Annotated in this window: 17 protein-coding genes; 8 read left to right on the forward strand and 9 right to left on the reverse strand. The window is 43.7% G+C overall.

What is annotated here, in order from left to right; all coding sequences use genetic code 11:
- The first annotated feature begins 213 nt into the window (after window positions 1–213).
- Window positions 214–1,650, forward strand: a complete 1,437-nt coding sequence (locus DW103_RS16725) for a sulfatase (protein WP_122278221.1) — start codon at window positions 214–216, stop codon at window positions 1,648–1,650.
- Here the strand turns inward: DW103_RS16725 and mgtE are convergent.
- Together mgtE and rsmA are read right to left on the reverse strand one after the other, a co-directional pair.
- Window positions 1,625–2,974, reverse strand: a complete 1,350-nt coding sequence (gene mgtE / locus DW103_RS16730; protein WP_122278223.1) for a magnesium transporter — start codon at window positions 2,972–2,974, stop codon at window positions 1,625–1,627. The two genes, DW103_RS16725 and mgtE, sit on opposite strands and share 26 nt — an antisense overlap.
- Window positions 2,975–2,986: 12 nt before the next feature.
- Window positions 2,987–3,778, reverse strand: a complete 792-nt coding sequence (gene rsmA / locus DW103_RS16735) for a 16S rRNA (adenine(1518)-N(6)/adenine(1519)-N(6))-dimethyltransferase RsmA (protein ID WP_122278226.1) — start codon at window positions 3,776–3,778, stop codon at window positions 2,987–2,989.
- 95 nt (window positions 3,779–3,873) lie between these two features.
- Between rsmA and DW103_RS16740 the strand changes: the two genes are divergently transcribed.
- The 3 genes from DW103_RS16740 to DW103_RS16750 all read left to right on the forward strand — a co-directional run bounded on the left by DW103_RS16740 (window position 3,874) and on the right by DW103_RS16750 (window position 11,016).
- Window positions 3,874–4,896, forward strand: coding sequence for a lysylphosphatidylglycerol synthase transmembrane domain-containing protein (locus DW103_RS16740; protein WP_122278228.1), 1,023 nt, complete (start codon window positions 3,874–3,876; stop codon window positions 4,894–4,896).
- A 36-nt stretch (window positions 4,897–4,932) separates the two neighbouring features.
- On the forward strand, window positions 4,933–6,387 hold the full coding sequence (locus tag DW103_RS16745; RefSeq protein WP_122278230.1) for an aminoacyl-histidine dipeptidase: 1,455 nt from the start codon (window positions 4,933–4,935) through the stop codon (window positions 6,385–6,387).
- A gap of 873 nt (window positions 6,388–7,260) precedes the next feature.
- Window positions 7,261–11,016 carry a DUF6383 domain-containing protein gene (locus DW103_RS16750; RefSeq protein WP_122278232.1) on the forward strand — a complete coding sequence of 1,252 codons (3,756 nt, stop codon included), beginning with the start codon at window positions 7,261–7,263 and terminating at the stop codon, window positions 11,014–11,016.
- Between the two features lie 205 nt (window positions 11,017–11,221).
- Here DW103_RS16750 and murF read toward each other — a convergent pair whose 3' ends face one another.
- Window positions 11,222–12,505, reverse strand: a complete 1,284-nt coding sequence (gene murF, locus DW103_RS16755) for a UDP-N-acetylmuramoyl-tripeptide--D-alanyl-D-alanine ligase (RefSeq protein WP_122278234.1) — start codon at window positions 12,503–12,505, stop codon at window positions 11,222–11,224.
- Window positions 12,506–12,603: 98 nt separating this feature from the next.
- Between murF and folP the strand changes: the two genes are divergently transcribed.
- From folP to DW103_RS16775, 4 genes are all read left to right on the forward strand, one after another.
- Window positions 12,604–13,440 carry a dihydropteroate synthase gene (folP, locus tag DW103_RS16760; protein WP_122278254.1) on the forward strand — a complete coding sequence of 279 codons (837 nt, stop codon included), beginning with the start codon at window positions 12,604–12,606 and terminating at the stop codon, window positions 13,438–13,440.
- 4 nt (window positions 13,441–13,444) lie between these two features.
- The gene (cdaA, locus tag DW103_RS16765) at window positions 13,445–14,230 is read left to right on the forward strand and encodes a diadenylate cyclase CdaA (RefSeq protein ID WP_122278236.1); all 786 of its coding nucleotides are present in this window, start codon (window positions 13,445–13,447) and stop codon (window positions 14,228–14,230) included.
- Between the two features lie 130 nt (window positions 14,231–14,360).
- Window positions 14,361–15,377 carry a phosphate acetyltransferase gene (gene pta / locus DW103_RS16770; RefSeq protein WP_122278238.1) on the forward strand — a complete coding sequence of 339 codons (1,017 nt, stop codon included), beginning with the start codon at window positions 14,361–14,363 and terminating at the stop codon, window positions 15,375–15,377.
- 22 nt (window positions 15,378–15,399) lie between these two features.
- Entirely contained in the window at window positions 15,400–16,599 is a 1,200-nt protein-coding gene (locus tag DW103_RS16775) for an acetate kinase (protein WP_122278240.1), read from the forward strand.
- An 82-nt stretch (window positions 16,600–16,681) separates the two neighbouring features.
- On the opposite strand, the gene DW103_RS16780 is transcribed toward DW103_RS16775, so the two are convergent.
- From DW103_RS16780 to DW103_RS16805, 6 genes are all read right to left on the reverse strand, one after another.
- Entirely contained in the window at window positions 16,682–17,461 is a 780-nt protein-coding gene (locus DW103_RS16780) for a UDP-2,3-diacylglucosamine diphosphatase (RefSeq protein ID WP_122278242.1), read from the reverse strand.
- A 29-nt stretch (window positions 17,462–17,490) separates the two neighbouring features.
- Complete coding sequence (locus DW103_RS16785) at window positions 17,491–17,808, reverse strand: metal-sulfur cluster assembly factor (protein ID WP_122278244.1); 318 nt, start codon at window positions 17,806–17,808, stop codon at window positions 17,491–17,493.
- Window positions 17,809–17,853: 45 nt separating this feature from the next.
- A complete protein-coding gene (gene radC, locus DW103_RS16790) occupies window positions 17,854–18,534 on the reverse strand; it encodes a DNA repair protein RadC (protein ID WP_122278246.1) in 681 nt (226 codons plus the stop codon).
- A 107-nt stretch (window positions 18,535–18,641) separates the two neighbouring features.
- Window positions 18,642–19,205 (reverse strand): elongation factor P, encoded by a 564-nt coding sequence (efp, locus tag DW103_RS16795; RefSeq protein WP_122278248.1) that lies wholly within the window; start codon window positions 19,203–19,205, stop codon window positions 18,642–18,644.
- Between the two features lie 166 nt (window positions 19,206–19,371).
- Window positions 19,372–20,070 carry an LrgB family protein gene (locus tag DW103_RS16800; RefSeq protein ID WP_122278250.1) on the reverse strand — a complete coding sequence of 233 codons (699 nt, stop codon included), beginning with the start codon at window positions 20,068–20,070 and terminating at the stop codon, window positions 19,372–19,374.
- Entirely contained in the window at window positions 20,063–20,410 is a 348-nt protein-coding gene (locus DW103_RS16805) for a CidA/LrgA family protein (RefSeq protein ID WP_122278252.1), read from the reverse strand. Before DW103_RS16805 ends, DW103_RS16800 begins: the two co-directional genes overlap by 8 nt.
- Window positions 20,411–20,788 lie beyond the last annotated feature (378 nt).

Consider the following 20,788-nt stretch of genomic DNA (forward strand, 5'->3'; position numbering starts at 1 on the left):
ACGAAACTGGATGCGGATACAATTGCGGCTATACAAAAGGAATTTTCTTAACATAGATGTATCGGATAGCAGCGGTAACCGGTTTTACCGCTGCTATTTTGTTTCAACTTCCCAAGAGCTAAAAATCATTTTTAGTTCTTTTTCTGTTTCATATATCCTTTAAATCGAATTCTTTTTAAGTACATTTGTCTATATTTAGAAATAGCTATTGTCATGAAAAACAGCAAAATCCTTTTATTCTCTTCACTAGCCTCCTTTTCGTTGCCGGTAATGGCAGCCGGTTACACCAATTTTATTCTTATCAATTTGGATGATGCCGGATATGGTGATTTTTCCTATAATGGAGCGTATGGCTATACAACTCCGAATATAGATAAAATGGCTGCCGAAGGGGTTCGTTTTACCCATTTTCTGGCCGGACAACCTATCAGTGGAGCTTCGCGGGCAGGCTTGTTGACCGGTTGTTATCCGAACCGAATAGGTTTTGCCGGTGCTCCGGGACCGGATTCCGATTATGGCATCAATCCGGACGAAATGACGATAGGGGAATTATTGAAGCAAAAAGGGTATAGTACTGCCGTGTTCGGTAAGTGGCATCTAGGTAGCCAACATCCGTTCCTGCCGTTGCAGAATGGTTTCGATGAGTATTACGGGCTGCCTTATTCCAATGATATGTGGCCGTTTCATCCGCAACAAGGGGAAGTTTTTAATTTCCCGGATTTGCCGACTTACGATGGAAACGAGGTGGTTGGATATAATACGGACCAATCTTGTTTTACGACCGATTATACGACTCGTTCCGTGAACTTTATCCGTAAGAATAAAAACAAACCGTTTTTTCTTTATCTGGCCCATTCCATGCCACATGTCCCGTTGGCCGTGTCGGATAAGTTTAAAGGAAAAAGTGAACAGGGATTGTACGGAGATGTAATGATGGAAATAGACTGGAGTGTCGGAGAGGTACTGAAAACTTTGCGTGAACTTGGTCTGGAAGAAAATACGCTGGTGATACTGACATCCGACAACGGTCCGTGGGCTAATTACGGTAACCATGCCGGTTCGACGGGTGGATTGCGGGAAGCAAAAGCCACGACTTTCGATGGTGGAAACCGTATTCCTTGTGTGATGTACTGGAAGGGTAAAACTCAGCCGGGAACTACTTGTAATAAACTGGCTTCCAATATCGACCTGTTTCCTACATTTGCCGAAATCAGTGGTGCCGCACTTCCGGAACGGAAAATAGACGGTATCAGTTTACTCCCTTTGATAAAAGGGGAAAAAGATGCTGAACCGCGTAAATCGTTTGTTTATTATTATAATAAAAATGACCTGGAAGCTGTTACCGATGGTCGTTTTAAGCTGGTGTTTCCCCATAAATACGTGACTTATGGGGCTTATCTCCCCGGAAATGACGGTAAACCCGGGCAATTGACCAATCTGGAAATCCGGAAACCCGAACTTTACGACTTGCGCCGGGATGCCGGTGAACGGTATGATGTAATCACCCAATATCCGGAAGAGGCAGCCAAATTAATGAAAATAGCCGATGAAATGCGTGAAGATTTAGGCGACAACCTGACCCGTATGAAAGGGAAGGGACGTCGGGAACCCGGACACGTTCGTCTCACCCCGCCAGCGCAGAAGAAATGAACATATAAATCATCATCCCGATAATATCGTTTGTAATGGTGATAAACGGCCCGGTAGCCAATGCCGGGTCTACCTTTATTTTGTCGAGAGTCATGGGAACCAGTGTACCGAAAATACTGGCAAACATGACTACGGCAAAAAGGCTCAGCGATACGGATGCCGTAATACCCCGGTCGCCCAACATAAAGAAGTTGTAGACGAATACGACCAGACTGATGATACTGGCATTAATTAATGAAACGACAGCTTCTTTGAGTATCTGGGAAAGAATATTCCCGGCTTTTAACGTGTTGTTGGCCAAGCCTTGTACAACGATAGCCGACGATTGAATTCCTACGTTTCCTCCTGTCCCTCCAATCAAGGGAATAAATAACGCCATTTTAGGATTTACAGCAAAGTTCCCTTCAAAATTCCCAAGTATCAGGGAGTTGCCTATACCGCCAATCATCCCGATTAGTAGCCAGGGAAGACGGGCGGCTGTTTGTGTAAATACATTGTCCGACGTTTCCACATCTTGGGAGATACCGGATGCCAACTGGTAGTCACGTTCGTGTTGCTCGCGGACTTCGTCCATTACGTCGTCGATGGTGATGCGTCCTACCAGACGTCCGATACTGTCGACGACCGGTAAAGCTACCAGGTCGTATTTTTCGATTGTCTGAGTGACCTCTTCAATACTGTCGCTGTCTCGTACCGAAATAGGGTCCTTTTTCATCACATGCTTGATTTTGGAAACCGACGGATTCGTGATGAGCGTCTGAAGTTGCAGGACTCCACGCAGGCGTTCGTCGTCGTCTACCACATACACATAGTAGATTTCATCCATTTCTTCCGCCTGTTTACGCATTTCATCGATACATTTGGGCATACTCCAATTCTCGTTTACCACAATCATTTCGGTACCCATCAAGCCACCGGCCGTATCCTCGTCATATTTCAGCAAGTCGACAATGTCGCCGGCCTGTTCCACGTCTTCGATGTGCGAAAGAATCTCTTCCTGGGTATCTTCATCCAACTCACGCATCAGGTCTACCGCATCGTCGGTCTCCATATTATCGACAAAGCGTTTAGCAATCAGTTCGTTGGGCAACTCTTTCAGTAACTTATGACGGTCCTCTTCATCCAGTTCCATCAGAACGTCGGCTGCTTTCTCTCCATCCATCAGCAAATAGAGATAGATAGCTTCCTGCAAGTTCAGTTCCTGATAAAGTTCGGCAATATCCGCCGGATACAACTCGTCCAGCAGTTCTTTGATTTTAGCATCGTCTTTTTCAGCGATGATATCCCGCAGGTGTTCGATATATTCTTTCGTCAGTTCAATCATTTTTATGCCTGTTTAAGGTTGGGATGATGATAAGTTTCGTTCCGTGATTAATGTCAGTTCCACAAACTGTTCCACCGACAACTGCTCCGGGCGTTTGTCGAATATCGGTAGTGCGTAGTCCGGGCAATCTTTTCCAAGCAAAGGTTTCATCGAGTTGCGCAGTGTTTTACGACGTTGGTTGAAAGATGTTTTAACCACCGTTTTAAACAACGCTTCGTCACATCCCAGCTCCGTACGTTTGTTCCGTGTCATGCGGATAACAGCACTTTTAACTTTGGGAGGCGGGTCAAACACCGTTTCGCTGACGGTGAACAGATATTCCACATCATACCAGGCTTGAAGCAATACGCTTAGAATACCATAGGCTTTGCGGCCGGGACCGGAAGCTAACCGTTCCGCAACCTCTTTCTGTATCATGCCCGAACAACAGGGTATCTTTTCCTTATAATCGAGTACTTTAAAAAATATCTGGCTGGAAATATTGTACGGATAGTTACCAATCACACAAAACTCACCCGGAAAGAGCTTACTCAAATCCAACCGCAGAAAATCTTCTGCAATGATTTTTCCTTCTAAGGCAGGGAAATTCTGTTCCAGATAATCAACCGACTCCAAATCCAGTTCCACCACCGTCAGGTCGTGTCCGGCTTCCAGCAGGAATTGGGTCAGGACTCCCATGCCCGGACCGATTTCCAAAACAGGCAGATGCTGATAATCCGACAATGTATCTGCTATTCGCTGTGCGATATGCAAATCTTTCAGGAAATGTTGTCCTAATGATTTCTTTGGCTTGACTAATCTCATACACTTTCTTGGTGTAATGTGTTTGTATTAAAATATTGTTTATCTTTGTTGCCGCACAAAAATACTACAAATAATTTAAAGTCATCTTACACATAATGAATTTTAAAGCAATCCTACGTACGTTTGTCAAGATATTTCTTCCCCTTGCTTTTGGCTGTTTACTCCTTTGGTATTTGTATAGTAAAATGGACATAAGTGAGATATGGGCTGTTGTCCGGCGGGGTGTTCATTACGAAATTATTCTGTTTTCCCTTTTGTTTGGCCTCGGGGCCAATATCATGCGGGGGTTACGTTGGGGCTTGCTGATTCGTTCATTGGGCGATAAGGTGAAGACGAGTGATGTCATCTATGCAGTTTTGGGGAATTATGCCGTCAATCTGGTCTTGCCGCGTGTAGGCGAAGTGTGGCGTTGTGGTATGATAACCAAATATGATAATATTCCTTTCACCCGCCTGTTGGGGACCTTATTGATTGACCGTGTGAGCGATACCGTAATGGTCGGTCTGATTACCATGTCTATAATATTGTTCAACTTTGACTTCTTCCAGGCTTTCTTTTCCCTTAATCCGACTTTACTGGATGGCTTCCGGACGATGTTTAATTCTATATGGATTTATGTGGCAGGTATAATTTTTATCGCTGTAATTTGGTTTATATTCACATATATGAGTAACTTTACGCTGGTGAAGAAAGCCAAATCGATGCTTCAGAATATTTGGGAAGGCATGAAGAGCATTTGGTTGATGAAACAAAAGGGTCTGTTTGTCATACAGACATTGTTGATTTGGACTGGCTATTTCTTGTATTTCTATGTTACGTTCTACGCATTCGATTTTACCCGAAATCTGGGTGTAACGGTTGGCCTGATAGCCTTTACAATGAGTAGTATCGCTGTTGCCGTCCCGATTCAGGGGGGCATGGGGCCATGGCACTTTATGGTGATTGCCACTTTGATGTGCTACGGTGTAAATGAAAACGATGCTGCCGCTTTTGCACTGGTGGTATTTACGATACAGACGGCATGGTTGGGATTGACCGGTTTGTTCGGAGTAGTGGCTTTGCCAATCACAAACAGAAAAAGAATAGAAAGTGAAGAGGTGAAACAAACTCTTCCATAAATAAACTATTATTGGTAACAAAAAAACGTCTTTTTTATGTCAGCAGAAATCAAAAATCTTTCTCCGCAGCCTGTATGGGGTAACTTCTACGCCCTTACACAAATCCCCCGTCCGACCGGACACATGGAGGCTGTTACTCGCTTTATGGTAGATTTTGGTAAAGGATTGGGATTGGAAACCCTGCAAGACGAAGTGGGAAACGTTTTGATTCGTAAGCCTGCCTCTCCGGGTATGGAAGAACACAAAACCGTGACCATGCAGGCTCATCTGGATATGGTTCCTCAAAAGAATTCATCTGTCAAGCATGATTTCCTAACCGACTCGATTGATGCGTACATAGACGGCGAATGGGTGAAAGCCCGCGAAACGACTTTGGGAGCGGACAATGGTATCGGAGCCGCTTTCGCAATGGCCGCCTTGGCGGATAAGAACCTGAAACACGGTCCGCTCGAAGCTCTTTTCACCATCAACGAAGAAGTGGGGATGGACGGAGCTTTCGGTTTGAAGCCGGGTTTCCTGAAAGGCGAAATCCTGTTGAACTGTGACTCGGAAGAAGAGGGACAGTTGTTTGTAGGTTGTGCCGGTGGCGCCGACCTGAATGTTTCCATGCAGTTTAAGGAAGATACTTATATACCCGAAGGCGATGTGGCTGTTAAAATCAGCCTGACCGGTTTGAAGGGCGGGCATTCCGGTGTGGATATCCACTTGGGACGCGCCAACGCCAATAAACTGATGTTCCGTTTTCTGAAAGAGGCGGTTCGCGATTATGGCGCTCGTCTTTCTTCTGTGGATGGCGGTTCGCTGCGCAATGCCATTCCGCGTGAAGCGTTTGCTGTCATGACCATTCCGGGTGATAATATAGAAGCTTTGTGGGAACTGGTTTCCGATTATCAAGAAACTTTCCGCACCGAATATAAAGGGATTGAGGAGAATATCAGTTTTGTTGCCGAAATGACCGAGATGCCTGCTACGCTGATACCCGAAGAAATTCAGGACGACTTGATTAATGCAATCGAAGGTTGCCAGAACGGAGTCATCAGCATGTTGGTCGATTTTCCCGGAACGGTCGAGTCTTCTACCAATCTGGCTATTGTCCATTCTTCCAATGAATTGATTGAAATCCAGTTGTTGGTCCGCAGTTCCTCCGAAAGCCGTAAGGAATCGGTTTGCTCCAGTTTGGAAAGTGTTTTCTCCCTGGCAGGTGCTAAAGTGGAATACGATGGCGCTTATGGAGGTTGGCAACCGAATATCGATTCCCCCATCCTCACAATCATGGAAAAAACGTATGCCGAATTATTCGGTAAAAAGCCGGCAGTAAAAGTGATGCATGCCGGTCTGGAATGCGGTATCATCCAAGAGTCTTATCCGAATATGGACATGATTTCCATCGGTCCGGATCTGCAGCATCCGCATTCTCCCGACGAGCGGGTTAGTATCCCGTCCGTTCAGCGGGTATGGGATTTCATCGTTGCAACATTAGCTCGTATCTAATCTATCTTACCGATATATCTTTTACAGGCCCCTTGGTGTTCAGACGCCGAGGGGCTTTTTTTTGTCCGATATTATGAATTTGAAGCAGTGAGTGCCATTCACGTGTAAGTCTAACCCCTTGATGAATGATTGCGTTAGCTAACGTCAATCATTATTTGCTTTTATGTAAAACGTGCTTGGCGTTTGTTGATTTTCACCCAAGCGATTTTACTTTCAATATATATTGAAAATAAGAAATACAATTATTGAAAATAAAAATGACAATTGTTGTTTTATCTTTTTATATATATTGAAAGTAAAATTGCTTGAGTGAAAAATATAAAAAGCATAGGGCGTTTTGTAAGAAGGGAAGCTATACTTCCTGAATTTCATCGGATAGTGTTAAATCTTATAAACGAAAACCGCTTCAAAGCGGGCAAGCCGAGAAAATACTCATTTTACTGACTTTATCTGTTTTCGTAATTGTTTGATTATGAATAAATTGCTATTTTGTATAATGTACGCGTGTACCTATATATCAGAGGGGTGAAAATGGGTGTAAAAATCGATAATTGGATTGATAATTAGGGAGATAGAAGACCGAAACAGAATGACTAAAATAAACGTACGTTTTTTCTAGCCACAAAAATAGGCATAAGTTTTGAACCTGCAATTCTTTTCTTGAATTTTTTTATCGTTTGTATGTGCTTTCTTATCAATTAGATAGCAAAGTATGTACAAAAATCGGGCTTTCCGTTACGAACTCAGAAAACGCCTGAAAAAATGACTAGAAAAAACGTACGTTTAATTTAGTCATTATACAGAAGTTAACAAACGTACGAAATAGAACGAAATTTCAATATTACAGTATTATTAATTAAATTATTTAGAATTATGAACATGAGATTTTCTACTCTTTTGGCTACCGCCCTGGTAGCCGGTAGTATCTCCGCTTTCGCACAACAGACCAAGGCAGAAGTCGGGGATATGTTGGATGGTGTGAAAACCGGGGATTATGTTACTTTGAACACAACAGCTTCTCCTGCATTTCTTTGTGACACAAAAACTGCTTATGATTTTTCTACATTAACAAGTTTGGAAGATGATGCCGAGAAATCTTTTTCCGCAATGTGGAAAATAACCGTTATCCCGGGTGTAGGTGCAGCCGGAACTCCTACTTATTCTTTTGAAAATAAGCTGACAGGTAAAATGTTCGCTGTTAAATTGCAGACGAATAATAAGGGCGCTTCTACAGCTGCAGCTACTTTTGATGAAGAAGGTAATACGGAATGGGCATTCAACAGTAAATTAGGTTTGTATAGCGTGAAAGGGGATTCTACATTCTTCTTTGATAATGCTTACAAATTGAATGCGGTAAAAGGTGGTTTGGATGTAGCTTTGGGTTCAAGTGCGATTCCTGGGAATAATGCAATTACTCCGACTGCTCTTGCTGATAAGCTTGAATTGACATTGACTCCGAAAATCTTTAACCAGATTACAACTTCTGGTAAATTGATTTTTGCTAATGGTAAGGATGTTCAGGATGCAAGTGTTGAAAACTTCCTGAAAACTAAGAAGTGGACAGCTGCAGCTGCCGAAGCTAAAACTGCAGCAGAGGCAACAACATTTATGTTGGCAACATCTGATAGCACAACTTCTAAGAACCCGTATGTATTGGTAGTTGATACAAACTACTATACAACAGCAAGTACGAATAAGCTGAGCCACCTGATTGTTGATACATTGGGTGCAAAGCCGACTCATGCTGCTCTTGATGGAAAATATACAGCTCCTACACCTGAAGCTTCTTATCGTCTGGAAAAAGATAAAGATGGTAAAGTAGTGAAAGCTATTGCTGTACGTCCTCATGCTTCTGCTATGTTTACAGGTAAATATTATCTGAAAGAAGATTCTATTGTGTTATATGCTGTTAATACTGCAAAAGCAACAGAAGTAGCTGAAGTGGTAGCTAAAGCTGAACCATATACTTATGATGGGAAAGATTATTTAACTGTTGCTGCTGTGAAAACGGCAGTTGGAACTGCATTAGATGGTATATTGTCTGGTGTGAAAACAACTGTAGATGGTGTAATTGATGCGAAAACTGCTCCTGGTGCAGAGTATGCTCTTACCATTTGTGAAGAGGAATTTAAGATTACATATGCTGCTTCTAACTATAGCTATGCTGTTGTTAGTGGTGCAACTGGGGTGACTGGTGTGACTAGCGATACTTGGGATAATGCAAAAGCTGCGTTAAAAGCTGATGTTGATGCGTATTTAACAGCAGCTGCTGGTGCTACTAAAACAGCTAAAAAAGCTGTGGAAGACAAAATAGATGCTTTGGACGGTACAACTAACGGCCTTGATCTTACCATATATGATGCTACAAAAGTTGAAATAGCATACACTGCTCCTGTTGCAGATAAGGATGCTCATCCTGCTTATAACAAGATTGATGCTTCTGTAGCATATACAGGTGGACATATCGCTCTTACAGTATTGGATAAGAACAAGATTGTTATCACTCCTGCTCCGGTAGCTATCGAGTCGGAAGCTGCTGCAACAGCTGCTAACTTCATCTTACCCTTAATCCAGCCCGACTTCCAGATAGAAGAACCGGAAGTAGACAATACTCTGACAACGATTAAAGATAACCTGTATCGCATCAAGAATGCCGATGGCAAATACCTTGCAGTAGCAATCAACTATGCCGACTCGGTAGCCAACTGGACTCGTTACGACGCGGACTTCCAGGCTTTGGATCACATGCCGGCTTATCAGTGGGTAGTACTTCAGGAAAATGCGACAAAAACAAATTCCACGATTGTGATGACCAACCGTGAATATCCGGAACAATCTTATGAGGGTGTTCAGTTGCATAAAGATGATAAAGGCAAAATCTATTATGAAGTAGATAAACGAAAAGTATATGTGACATTCGAAGAAGTATCAGCCGTGGCAAAATCGGATACATTGCTGGGTTACAAGAACTTTGACAAAGATTCATTGCGCGTGCTTACTTATACCTTCAATCACTTCAGTCCGTATGACGCTTCTCACTTTATCGGAGTGAAATCGGAAAACGACTCGGTATTGACCGTAAAAGATTATGAATCAGCGTTCAAATTGCAACAAGTAACAGACAAAGCCGTACGTTACGGTTATGAAGTGAAATCCGATGTAGCAAAGAGAATCCCGGGCTTGAAGAACCTGTACCGCAATGCTTATCAGGTAGCAGTAAGAGACGCATCCGCCAACAACGGGCTGAATGTATTCAAGAATGCCGATAATAAATTCGCAGTAGATGAAGCCGGAACAAATGTTCGCTTCTACTTCAAAGAAAACAACTGCGACAACGGTATGCATTACTATGCCTTGGTGGCTCTGTCAAACGACACGACAAAAGCCGGTGTGGCTGAAAATACCAAGAACGCCGTTCTTCAGGCTGAAAATATGGCCAATATCAATACTTCCGTATTCGATATCAAACCGTACGACACACCTCTGTATCGCCGTTTCAACACCGCATTGGAAAAAGCCGTAGCCGGAAGCGAAGATGCTGCTAAGTTGCTGAACTTCAAGGAAACTTACCGTGGTGAATACCTGATGGATGAAAACAATCCTAAATTCCAGCAAACCGGCATCGACTTCCTTGGCATTTGGTCCGAAGGAAAAGCAACAGGCCTTTCTCTGCATGTCGATACCGCTTGGGTGAACCGTGGTCTGGGTTATATCAAACCGCAATACCTGATTTCAGTAGACCGTCATGAAGTAGCGAAAGTGGATACCATTCCTTGTAATGCAACAGGAGGTCACAAGCACATGACCCCTGATGGTAAAGAGACCACCGATGCCAACAAGTGTATCCATGCAACACCTGGCAAACCGGGTTATGTTGTAGCCAAATATTTGGTAAGCTTTGCCGACTCCGCCAATGTAACGGATAAAGCGACAAAAGAAAAACCGTATATGTTCGGAGACTATAACCGTGTAGGTTTCGTGAAAGCGATGTATTACAAAGATATGTTGATAATCCTGACGAACGGTTACGAAAAAGCCGATGTAGACAAACTGAATCCTGAAGCAGTCATCAAGGCTTACAAGGATGCTAAGATTGACGGAACCTGGATTAAAGATTTGTCAAAAATCAATGATGCCCATCAGACTTATACTTGGTCATTCCGCTATGTATATCCTGAAAAGGCCGCCTCTGCCGATAAGGAAGACGAAACAGTATCCTTCCTGATAGAGTCTCAGAGTGGTGATGGTGAGGTAATAGCTCCAAAGAAAGGTGCATGGTTGAAGAGTCAGAACGGTTGTCTTGTATTGTCCGACAAGAAAACATCAACCTTTGCCAATGCAAAGACCGGTGGCGACAATGGTCTGGTATTCAATCTTGAAGTAGGTTCGGAAGAGAATATGGCTACAGATAACGATGCAATTTCAACTTCTGAAGTATCGGTAATCGCCGGTAATGGTCAGGTAACCATCAACGGTGCAGCCGGCAAGAAGGTTGTCATCAGCAATATGTTAGGCCAGATGAAGGCTAATACAGTTATCGCATCCGACAATGAAACGATTGCAGTGCCTGCAGGTGTTGTTATAGTAGCTGTTGAAGGCGAAGAAGCTGTAAAAGCGATGGTTGAATAAGAACAATTTATAATCAAATATATAGCCACGCGTCCGGTTCTTTGTAACCGTTCAATTACCCCGTGACGGGCGAACAAGTGGCATAATACTAAAGTAAAAAAGTTCTTCTGCCGGTACCTGTGAAGGAGGAAGGCAGACAAAAAACAAGCTCCGGTGGTTTTTTAAGACTACCGGAGCTTCGTTGTTTTATTGGAAATGGATTGGCTTATAAGACATCGATTGTCTTTTCCAAAGCCATGCCGTGCGAACCCTTTATCAGAATGTGGTAACCTGTCAACGGGTTACGGCGCAAGGTATTAATCAGTTCGGCCGTTGTCGCGTAGGTGGCAAAACCTTTTCCGGTTTTTTGGAAATGTTCGCCGCAAAGGAACACTTTGTCATATTTGCCGGCTTTTATCAGTTCGACGATTTCGGCATGCAATTCATCGCTTGTAGGGCCCAGTTCGCGCATATCCCCCAAAATGACTGCTTTCGGCGAAACGGGCATGGAAGCGAAATTCTCCAGTGCAACCCGCATACTGCTGGGATTGGCATTGTAAGCATCGATAATCAGCTCGTTTTTTTTCGTCTTCTTTAATTGCGAACGGTTATTGGTCGGTTCATAGGTCGCAATCGCGCGGCTGATGCGTTCTGCCGGGATTTTGAAATAACGTCCGACGGCAATGGCTGCTAAAGCATTGGTCAGGTTGTAATTTCCAATCAGATGTGTTTCTACCGTATGTATTTTCCCCTGTTGTCTCCATTCGAAAGTAAGATAAGGGTTGCTACTTTCCACACATCCCCAGGCAAAAGCCGTTTCATCGGAGCCATACGTGATTTGTTCGATACCCTTGGCTATGTCTGTCAGGTACTTGTTGTCCTGATTGATAAAAATTTTGCCTTTGGAGTGGCGAATGTAATCATACAACTCGCCTTTCGTCCGGATTACCCCTTCGAACGAACCGAAGCCTTCCAGATGTGCCTGGCCTACATTGGTGATAATCCCATAATCAGGGTGTACGATATCCACCAGCTCCTTAATGTCGCCCGGATGGCTGGCTCCCATTTCGATAACAGCCATTTCGTGTTCGTGATTGAGGCGGAGCAGGGTGAGGGGAACTCCGATGTGATTGTTCAGGTTCCCTTCCGTATACAAGAGGTTGTATTTGGTAGACAGGACAGCCGCCAGTAGTTCCTTAGTCGTTGTTTTCCCGTTTGTGCCGGTAATGCCGATAATCGGGCAACCCACAGCCTTACGATGACGATGGGCCAACTGTTGCAAGGTCTTCAGCACGTTTTCCACAAGGATTGTCCGTTCGCCGGATACATATTCAGGATTGTCTATTACTGCATACGAGCAACCGGTGGCCAGTGCTTTTTCTGCAAACTTATTACCGTCGAACTTCTCTCCCTTGAGGGCGAAAAAGATAGAACCGCGCGGGCAATTGCGGCTGTCGGTTGTTACTTTCGGGTGATGTATAAATAATTCGTATAGTTCTGAGATAGTCATAGTGTGTTGCTCTTTCGTAATTATTGGTTGTACTTATTGTCCGCAAATGTACTAATTTAATGTTTTTCCTGTATCTTTGCTGGAAAGAAGTCATAGCAATGTTACATAAAACGCTCAATATTAGGGGAACACTTACCTCGCTTGATACCCCTCTTGTAATGGGTATTCTGAATGTTACCCCTGATTCTTTTTATGCCGATAGCCGGAAACAGACGGAGGCTGCCATAGAGAAACGGATTCAGACTATTCTTTCCGAAGGGGGGAGACTGATTGACGTAGGTGGGTATTCTTCGCGTCCCGATGCAGCGGAGGTCTCTCCGGAAGAAGAGATGGGACGGTTGGCCTTTGCCTTGAAAATACTCAATACGCAATATCCGGACGTTCCTGTTTCCGTCGATACGTTCCGTGCAGGGATTGCCCGATGGGCAGTAGAGGAATATGGGGTCGCCATTATCAATGATATTTCGGGGGGCGAACTGGATGCTGCCATGTTCGATACTGTTGCCGACTTGAATGTGCCTTATATTATGATGCATATGCGTGGAACACCGCAGACAATGCAACAGCATACCGCTTATACGGATATGATGGAAGATATTATGCTGTATTTTGCCGCTAAAGTCCGCCAGCTTCACCTGAGAGGAGTGAATGATATTATTCTGGACCCCGGTTTCGGTTTTAGTAAAACGGTAGATCAGAATTATGTGTTGATGAGCCGTCTCCCTGAATTTAAGGAATTCGGGCTACCACTTCTGGTAGGTGTTTCCCGAAAAAGCATGCTGTATAAGTTTTTGGGCGGAACACCTGCCGACAGCTTGAACGGAACAACTGTTCTCAATACTTTTGCATTGATGAACGGAGCGGATATCCTGCGTGTACACGATGTGAGAGAGGCAGTGGAAGCGGTTAAGATAATTAATAAATTAGCACATTAAGATTATGTGGATGAATTTCGGTGTAAAAGACCTGATTGATGTTCTGTTGGTCGCTTTTTTCCTTTATCAGACCTATAAACTGATGAAGAGTTCGGGTACGCTGGCTATTTTCAGTGGTGTCGTCTCTTTTATCGTTGTCTGGATTTTAGTTTCGCAAGTGCTGGAAATGCGGTTGATGGGAGCTATTCTGGATAAGTTTATCAGTGTCGGGTTTATAGTGTTGGTCATTCTTTTCCAAGATGAAATACGCCGTTTCCTGATGGCTCTCGGTTCGCACCGGGGATGGAAATTTCTGGGGAAATTATTTTCCAAGCGGAATGCGGATAATGATAATGAAGGAAAATTTATCGCTCCGGTTGTACTGGCATGTATGAACATGGCAAAGAAGAAGACCGGAGCCTTGATTTGTATTCAGCAGGATGTGGATTTGTCTGTTTACGAGCATACCGGTGAAATGTTCAATGCGGATGTGAACGCGCGTCTGATTGAAAATATATTTTTTAAGAATAGCCCTTTGCATGATGGGGCGATGATTATAGCCGATAATCGTATAAAGGCTGCCGGCTGTATTCTTCCGGTAGCCCAGAACGCCAATATTCCGAAAGAAATGGGATTGCGTCATCGTTCCGGCTTGGGTATGTCGCTCGAAACGGATGCGCTTATTATCATCGTCTCGGAGGAACGCGGGAAAATTTCCGTTGCCCACAATGGGAAGTTGGCAATCAATGTGACGGCGGAGGAATTACAACAAATTCTGTCCGGTGAACGGGAAGTCTTAAATTATTGTTAAATGTTCTGAAACTGACAGCTCGGCATGCAAATCTTTTGCTGATTTTGTAAACTCTATGTTGCATTATGTCTACTTTTGTATCCGAATTACGGTGACATTAACAAAATAATATAAATATAGATCTTCCGCTATGGACTTAATGCAAGAGATTATTGCACGCGCTAAAGCAAATAAACAGCGTATTGTTCTTCCCGAAGGGACTGAAGAAAGAACATTAAAAGCTGCCGACCGTTTAGTGGCCGACGGAGTTGCAGACATTATCCTGATTGGCAACCCTGCTGAAATCAACCGGCTGGCTGCTCAGTTCGGATTGAATCACATCGGACAAACTACTATTATCGATCCGAAGAATCACGAAAAGAAAGCCGCTTACGCCGACCTGCTTTTCCAATTACGCCAGAAAAAAGGTATGACGCCGGAAAAAGCGGCTGTGTTGGTAGAAGATCCTTTGTTTCTTGCCTGTTTGATGATTAAATCCGGTGATGCCGACGGCGAGATTGCCGGTGCGCAGAATACAACCGGTGACGTGCTTCGTCCTGCTCTTCAGATTGTTAAGACAGCTCCGGGCATGAGTTGTGTATCCGGTGCTTTTATCATGTTTACAAAAACTCCGCAGTATGGTAAAGAGGGAATTCTTGTGTTTGCGGATTGTGCGGTTATGCCGAATCCGAATGCGCAGGAATTGGCAAGTATCGCCTTGGCTACAGCAGCTACGGCACGTGATATCGTAGGGATGGAACCACGTGTTGCCATGTTGAGTTTTTCAACCAAAGGAAGTGCTTCTCATGAAATGGTAGACAAGGTGGTGGAAGCGACCCGTCTGGCTAAGGAAATGGCTCCCGATTTGAAGATTGATGGCGAACTGCAGGCTGATGCAGCTCTCGTGGAAGCTGTCGGTGCGAAGAAAGCACCGGGAAGCGAAATTGCCGGAAAAGCCAATGTGTTGGTATTCCCGACTTTGGAAGTGGGCAATATCGCTTATAAACTGGTTCAGCGTCTGGGTGGCGCCGAGGCTGTAGGCCCTATCCTTCAGGGAATGGCCGCTCCGGTGAACGACTTGTCCCGTGGTTGTTCAGTGGATGATATTTATAAAATGGTTGCGATAGCCTCCAATCAGTCAATCGGCTTGAAAGCGGCAAAGAGATAAAAACAAATAACACGCGAAGAAAATGAAGATTTTAGTATTAAACTGCGGAAGCAGTTCTATTAAGTATAAACTGTTCGATATGACATCCGGCGAAGTAATGGCGCAAGGGGGTATCGAGAAAATAGGTTTGCCGGGTGCATTCCTTAAACTGACGGACAAAGACGGCAAGAAAGTAGTGCTGGAGAAAGATATTCCCGGTCATCAGGTGGGCATCGAATTTATTTTGAGCGTATTGACGGACGAGAAATATGGTTGCATCAAAGATTATAACGAAATCGATGCTGTCGGCCACCGGGTGGTACATGGAGGTGAAAAGTTTGCTTCCAGCGTACGAATCAACCAAGATGTTATCAATAAAGTGATTGAATGTTCGGATTTGGCCCCGTTGCATAATCCGGCCAACCTGAAAGGTATTGACGCGATGGAAGCGTTGATTCCGGGTATTCCCCAGGTTGCGGTATTCGATACGGCTTTCCATCAGACCATGCCGAAAAAGGCTTATATGTATGGCTTGCCATACGAGATGTACACTAAATATGGTGTGCGCCGTTATGGTTTCCACGGAACCAGCCATCGGTATGTTTCCCGTCGTGCCTGTGAAATACTGGGTGTTCCTTATGAAGAGCAGAAAATTATTACTGCACACGTGGGAAATGGAGGTTCTATCGCTGCTATAGATCATGGTAAATGTGTTGATACTTCTATGGGATTGACTCCGGTGGAAGGTTTGTTGATGGGAACTCGTTGCGGGGATGTGGATGCCGGTGCTCTATCCTTTATCATGGATAAGGAAGGAATGGACGGTGCCGGTCTGTCCGATTTGATTAACAAGAAAAGCGGGGTTGCCGGTCTTTCCGGTATCTCTTCCGATATGCGTGAAATAGAAGCGGCTGTTGCTGCAGGAAACGAACGGGCTATCATGGCTTTGGACGTTTACAATTACCGCATCAAGAAATATATAGGTGCTTACGCGGCTGCTATGGGTGGTTGCGATATTCTGGTATGGACCGGCGGTGTCGGTGAAAACCAGTGGTCTACTCGTCGTACTGTTTGTGAGAACATGGAATACATGGGAATGAAAATTGATACTCAAAAGAATGACGGTATGCGTGGCGAAGAAATGGTAATTAGTACACCGGACAGTAAGGTGAAAATTATTGTTGTCCCGACTGACGAAGAGTTCACGATTGCTTCCGATACAATGGAAATATTGGATAAATAATCATTATTCTAATCCTCACAGCTTACAAAACACAAAGGATTAGTGTTTAGGCAGTCCCGGCATCGGTTGGGGCTGTCTTTTTTTATTCTTCCGTTTCGAATTGTTCGAGATAAAGATTTTCGCCATCCCAGACGATATAGGAGAAAAAATGCATCCAGTCGCCCGCTATCAGGAGGCGGGAGGTATGGGACAGCATTAAGTCGAGCATGATGTGGCGATGGCCGAAAATAAAGAAATTGATATCAGGATGCGTTTTCAGATACTCTTTGGCGAATTGAACCATATACTCGTTGTCTTCTCCCAGATAATCGGCAGATTCTTGTGTTTTATGCTTTTCCAGCCCTTTTTTGCGACTGCTTAGTGACCAGCCTAATGCGAAACCGAATGTCCAACGCGGATGAATGGCGGCGTATAGCCATTGGCAAAACTTATTCCGGAAAAGTGCACGGATGAAACGGAACGCCCGGCTACGGAAATCCACTTCATCTCCATGGCCGAGGAAGAAACGTTTACCTAATAAATCGACAGTCAATGTATCCCGGTGGATAATCGCTCCGATTTCTTTCGGAAGATAATCGAACATCCAGATATCGTGATTACCGATGAAGATATGAATTTCCACACCTCTGTCGGACAATTCGGCCAACTTACCCAGAAAACGGACAAAACCTTTCGGTACGACATATTTGTATTCGTACCAGTAATCGAACATGTCTCCCAAAAGATAGATGGCCATAGCCTCGTCTTTGATACTATCCAACCAGCGGACCAGCCTTTTTTCGACGGCCAGCGGGTCTTTATGAAATCGGGCGCCTAAGTGGGCGTCCGATGCAAAGAATATTTTCTTTTTGGGAATGTTCATCGTGAAAGTTGTTTATTCTTTACGGGAAGTTATAAAAAGCCCAACTCGAGCTTGGCTTCTTCCGACATCATTTCCTTATCCCACTCAGGTTCGAACACCAGGTTTACTTCCACGTTGTTCACATCTTGTATCGATTCTATTTTCATACGGACATCTTCCAGAATGAAATCGGCGGCCGGGCAATTAGGGGCTGTGAGTGTCATATCGATGCGAACATTCTTCTCATCATCGACTTCCACATTGTATATCAGGCCTAAGTCGTACACATTGACCGGAATTTCCGGGTCGTACACGGTTTTTAGCATGGCGACAATCGCTTCTTCTGTTTGGAGAAATTCGTTGTTCATGTTTTTTTAATTTGAATGCAAACTTACGAAATAATTTTCGGTTTTTCAGATTCTTCCTTCGTCCGAATAGCTGTAATAGTTGCCGTCGGCCAGAATTATGTGGTCCAACATATTTATTTCCATTAATTGGGCTGCTTTCTGTAGCCGGGAAGTCAATAAATCATCTTGCTTGCTGGGCGTTGTATTTCCTGAAGGATGGTTATGACAAAGGAGGATACCTGTGGCAAGTGCATTGATGGCAGCTTTCAGTATCAGGCGCAGGTCGGCCGATGTTTCGTTGGTTCCACCCTGGCTGATTTTGATTTTTCCGATGACTTTGGAGGAGCGGTTGGTGAGGGCTATCCACAATTCTTCATGCGGCAAATCGCATAGAATCGGATAAAACAACTGATAAACATCCTGACTGGTTCGGACGGACGGACGTTGGAGCGGTATGGTTATTCCCCGTCGTTTGCCCAGTTCCAGGGCGGCGTTGATGGTAACAGCTTTGGCTTCTCCGATACCTTTAAAACCGGTTATTAAATCTTTAACGGATAATTTGCCCAAAGCGTTCAAATTGTTGTTGACGGAATGGAGTATACGTTGGGAAAGTTGGACGGCTGTTTCTTCGTTATTGCCGGAACCAATCAAGATGGCAAGCAGTTCGGCATCACTGAGGGATGTGACCCCCTTTAATAACATTTTCTCACGTGGACGGTCTTCTTCGGCCCATTCTTTGATTTTCATAGCTGTAATGTTTTGGAAATGAATAAAAAAGTGTTGTAAAAGCTTCTCTGACCGATATACGTTTAACTGAAACCAGATGAGGCTTTTACAACGTTTTTCGTGTTTGATTAGCGGATGCGTCCTACATAAGAACCGTCCTGTGTGTTCACTTCGATGATTTCACCTTCGTTGATGAATAACGGGACACGAACTTCAGCACCGGTTTCAACAGTGGCCGGTTTCAATGTGTTTGTGGCTGTGTCGCCTTTAACACCCGGTTCTGTGTATGTTACGGCCAACTGAACTTTGATAGGCATATCAGCGAAAAGAACTGTTTCGGTAGAAGCATCGGAAACGACATCAACAATTTCGCCTTCTTTCATGAAGTCCACGCCGTTGATAAGTTCCTTATCGATAATGACATCTTCATAAGTTTCCTGATTCATGAAATGATAATGCTCACCTTCTCTGTATGTATACTGATAAGGACGACGTTCTACACGTACATCTTCCAGTTTTTCACCGATATTAAAACGACGTTCGATTTGTCCGCCCTTTACAACATCTTTCAATGTGGTACGCATAATTGTGTTACCTTTTCCCGGCTTTACGTGGAGAAAATCGACGCAGAAATAGAGCTTACCATCCAGACGGACACATGTCCCTTTCTTGATGTCTTGTGAATTAATCATACTTTATAGTCTTTATTTTAATATTATTGAGTCAATCAGAAATGATTTTGGTCGCAAAATTAGTGTTTTCCTGTTAAAGTAACAAACTACTAATACTTTTTTATCAGGAAATCAGTTGCAAATCAGTTTGATATAACAGCTGGCCGGTAGGAGTCGGGTGGTATCTTTAAAAGAGTGACAATATGAAACTGATTACCGGAACTAATATGGCGGTCATAATGCCCATTAATCCGATAGCCAACCCGCTCAATGCTCCTTCGACGGCTCCAATCTGAATGGCGGCGGCTGTTCCCACACCATGCGACGAAGCTCCTAAGGCAAGTCCTTTGGCTATCCGGCTTTCGATACCTAACACTTTCATTATAAAAGGGCCGACAATACTTCCGAATATCCCGACGGCTACGACAATGACTGCGGTCAAAGAAGGAATACCCCCCGATTTTTCAGCAATTCCCATTGCGATAGGCGTAGTTACTGATTTGGGTTGCAGAGTGGCAATCAAAGCTTTATCGGCTCCCATTAAATCGCCAATCAGGATAACACTGACGATGCCGATTACGGCTCCTACAAAAACGGAGGTCAGGATAGAGGCGACATTCCCTCTCAGATATTGCATTTGTTCATACAAGACATATCCGAGCGCTACTACCGAAGGACCCAGCAGGAAATGTATCAGATGACTACCTTTTTGAAACGAATCATACTCGATACCCAATGTTTTCAGTACGACAATGATGACGAATATGGAAGTTATCAGCGGATGCAACAAGCTGATATGCGTCTTTTTATATAAAGCCAGCGCAGCCAGATAAGTTCCGACTACCAAAGTTAAAGCGAATACTTCCGATTGTGCCAGATTATTCATTTTGTCCCTCCTTCCCTAATTTTTGCTGGATAAGAGCTACGCTGGCAATGACTAAAATGGTGCTGACCACCGAAGCTGTGACAATGACTACCCAATAGTGTGAAATAATCCCCAGCGAATTCATCAAACCAACTCCTGCCGGAAGGAAAAATAATCCCATGTTTTCAGTAAGAAGAGTCGATAATTTTTTGACTTTCGATGGTTTGACCAGTTTGAAGACTAGAGCAAAAAATAAAAGTACCATTCCAATCACACTGCCTGGTATGAAGCCATCGATAAAATAACTGATAAACTCCCCTGTAAAATAGAAGAAGAGAATATAAAATACTTCTGTCAGCATAATACTTCTGCCTTTTTAGATAACCGGTACAAAGATAATAGCTTTTCATGAAATATGTTTTATAACATAATATTTTAACAGAACTCATGTGAATATATACTTTGGCTTTACAAGGAAAAGCCGTAAGTTTTCTTCGATAAAAGCTTACATATTCCGGTCCGTTGGAACTTCAAATTCCGGGATACCATCCGGTATACGTCAAGGCTTCACGGGGTTCATTATAAAACATTGTCAATCTGCATATTGCATTTCTGTGAAACCTTTCGAATCAAACAAATTCTCATTTTAAAATCGAAATCTAATTCATTTATATCCGACCCTTTCCGAAAAGACGAAGAAAACAGGCACAAAAGAACGCATACTGAAAATAAAAAGTAA

It is taken from the genome of Parabacteroides sp. AM08-6 (genome assembly GCF_003473295.1).
In the GTDB taxonomy this organism is placed as follows: Bacteria; Bacteroidota; Bacteroidia; order Bacteroidales; family Tannerellaceae; genus Parabacteroides.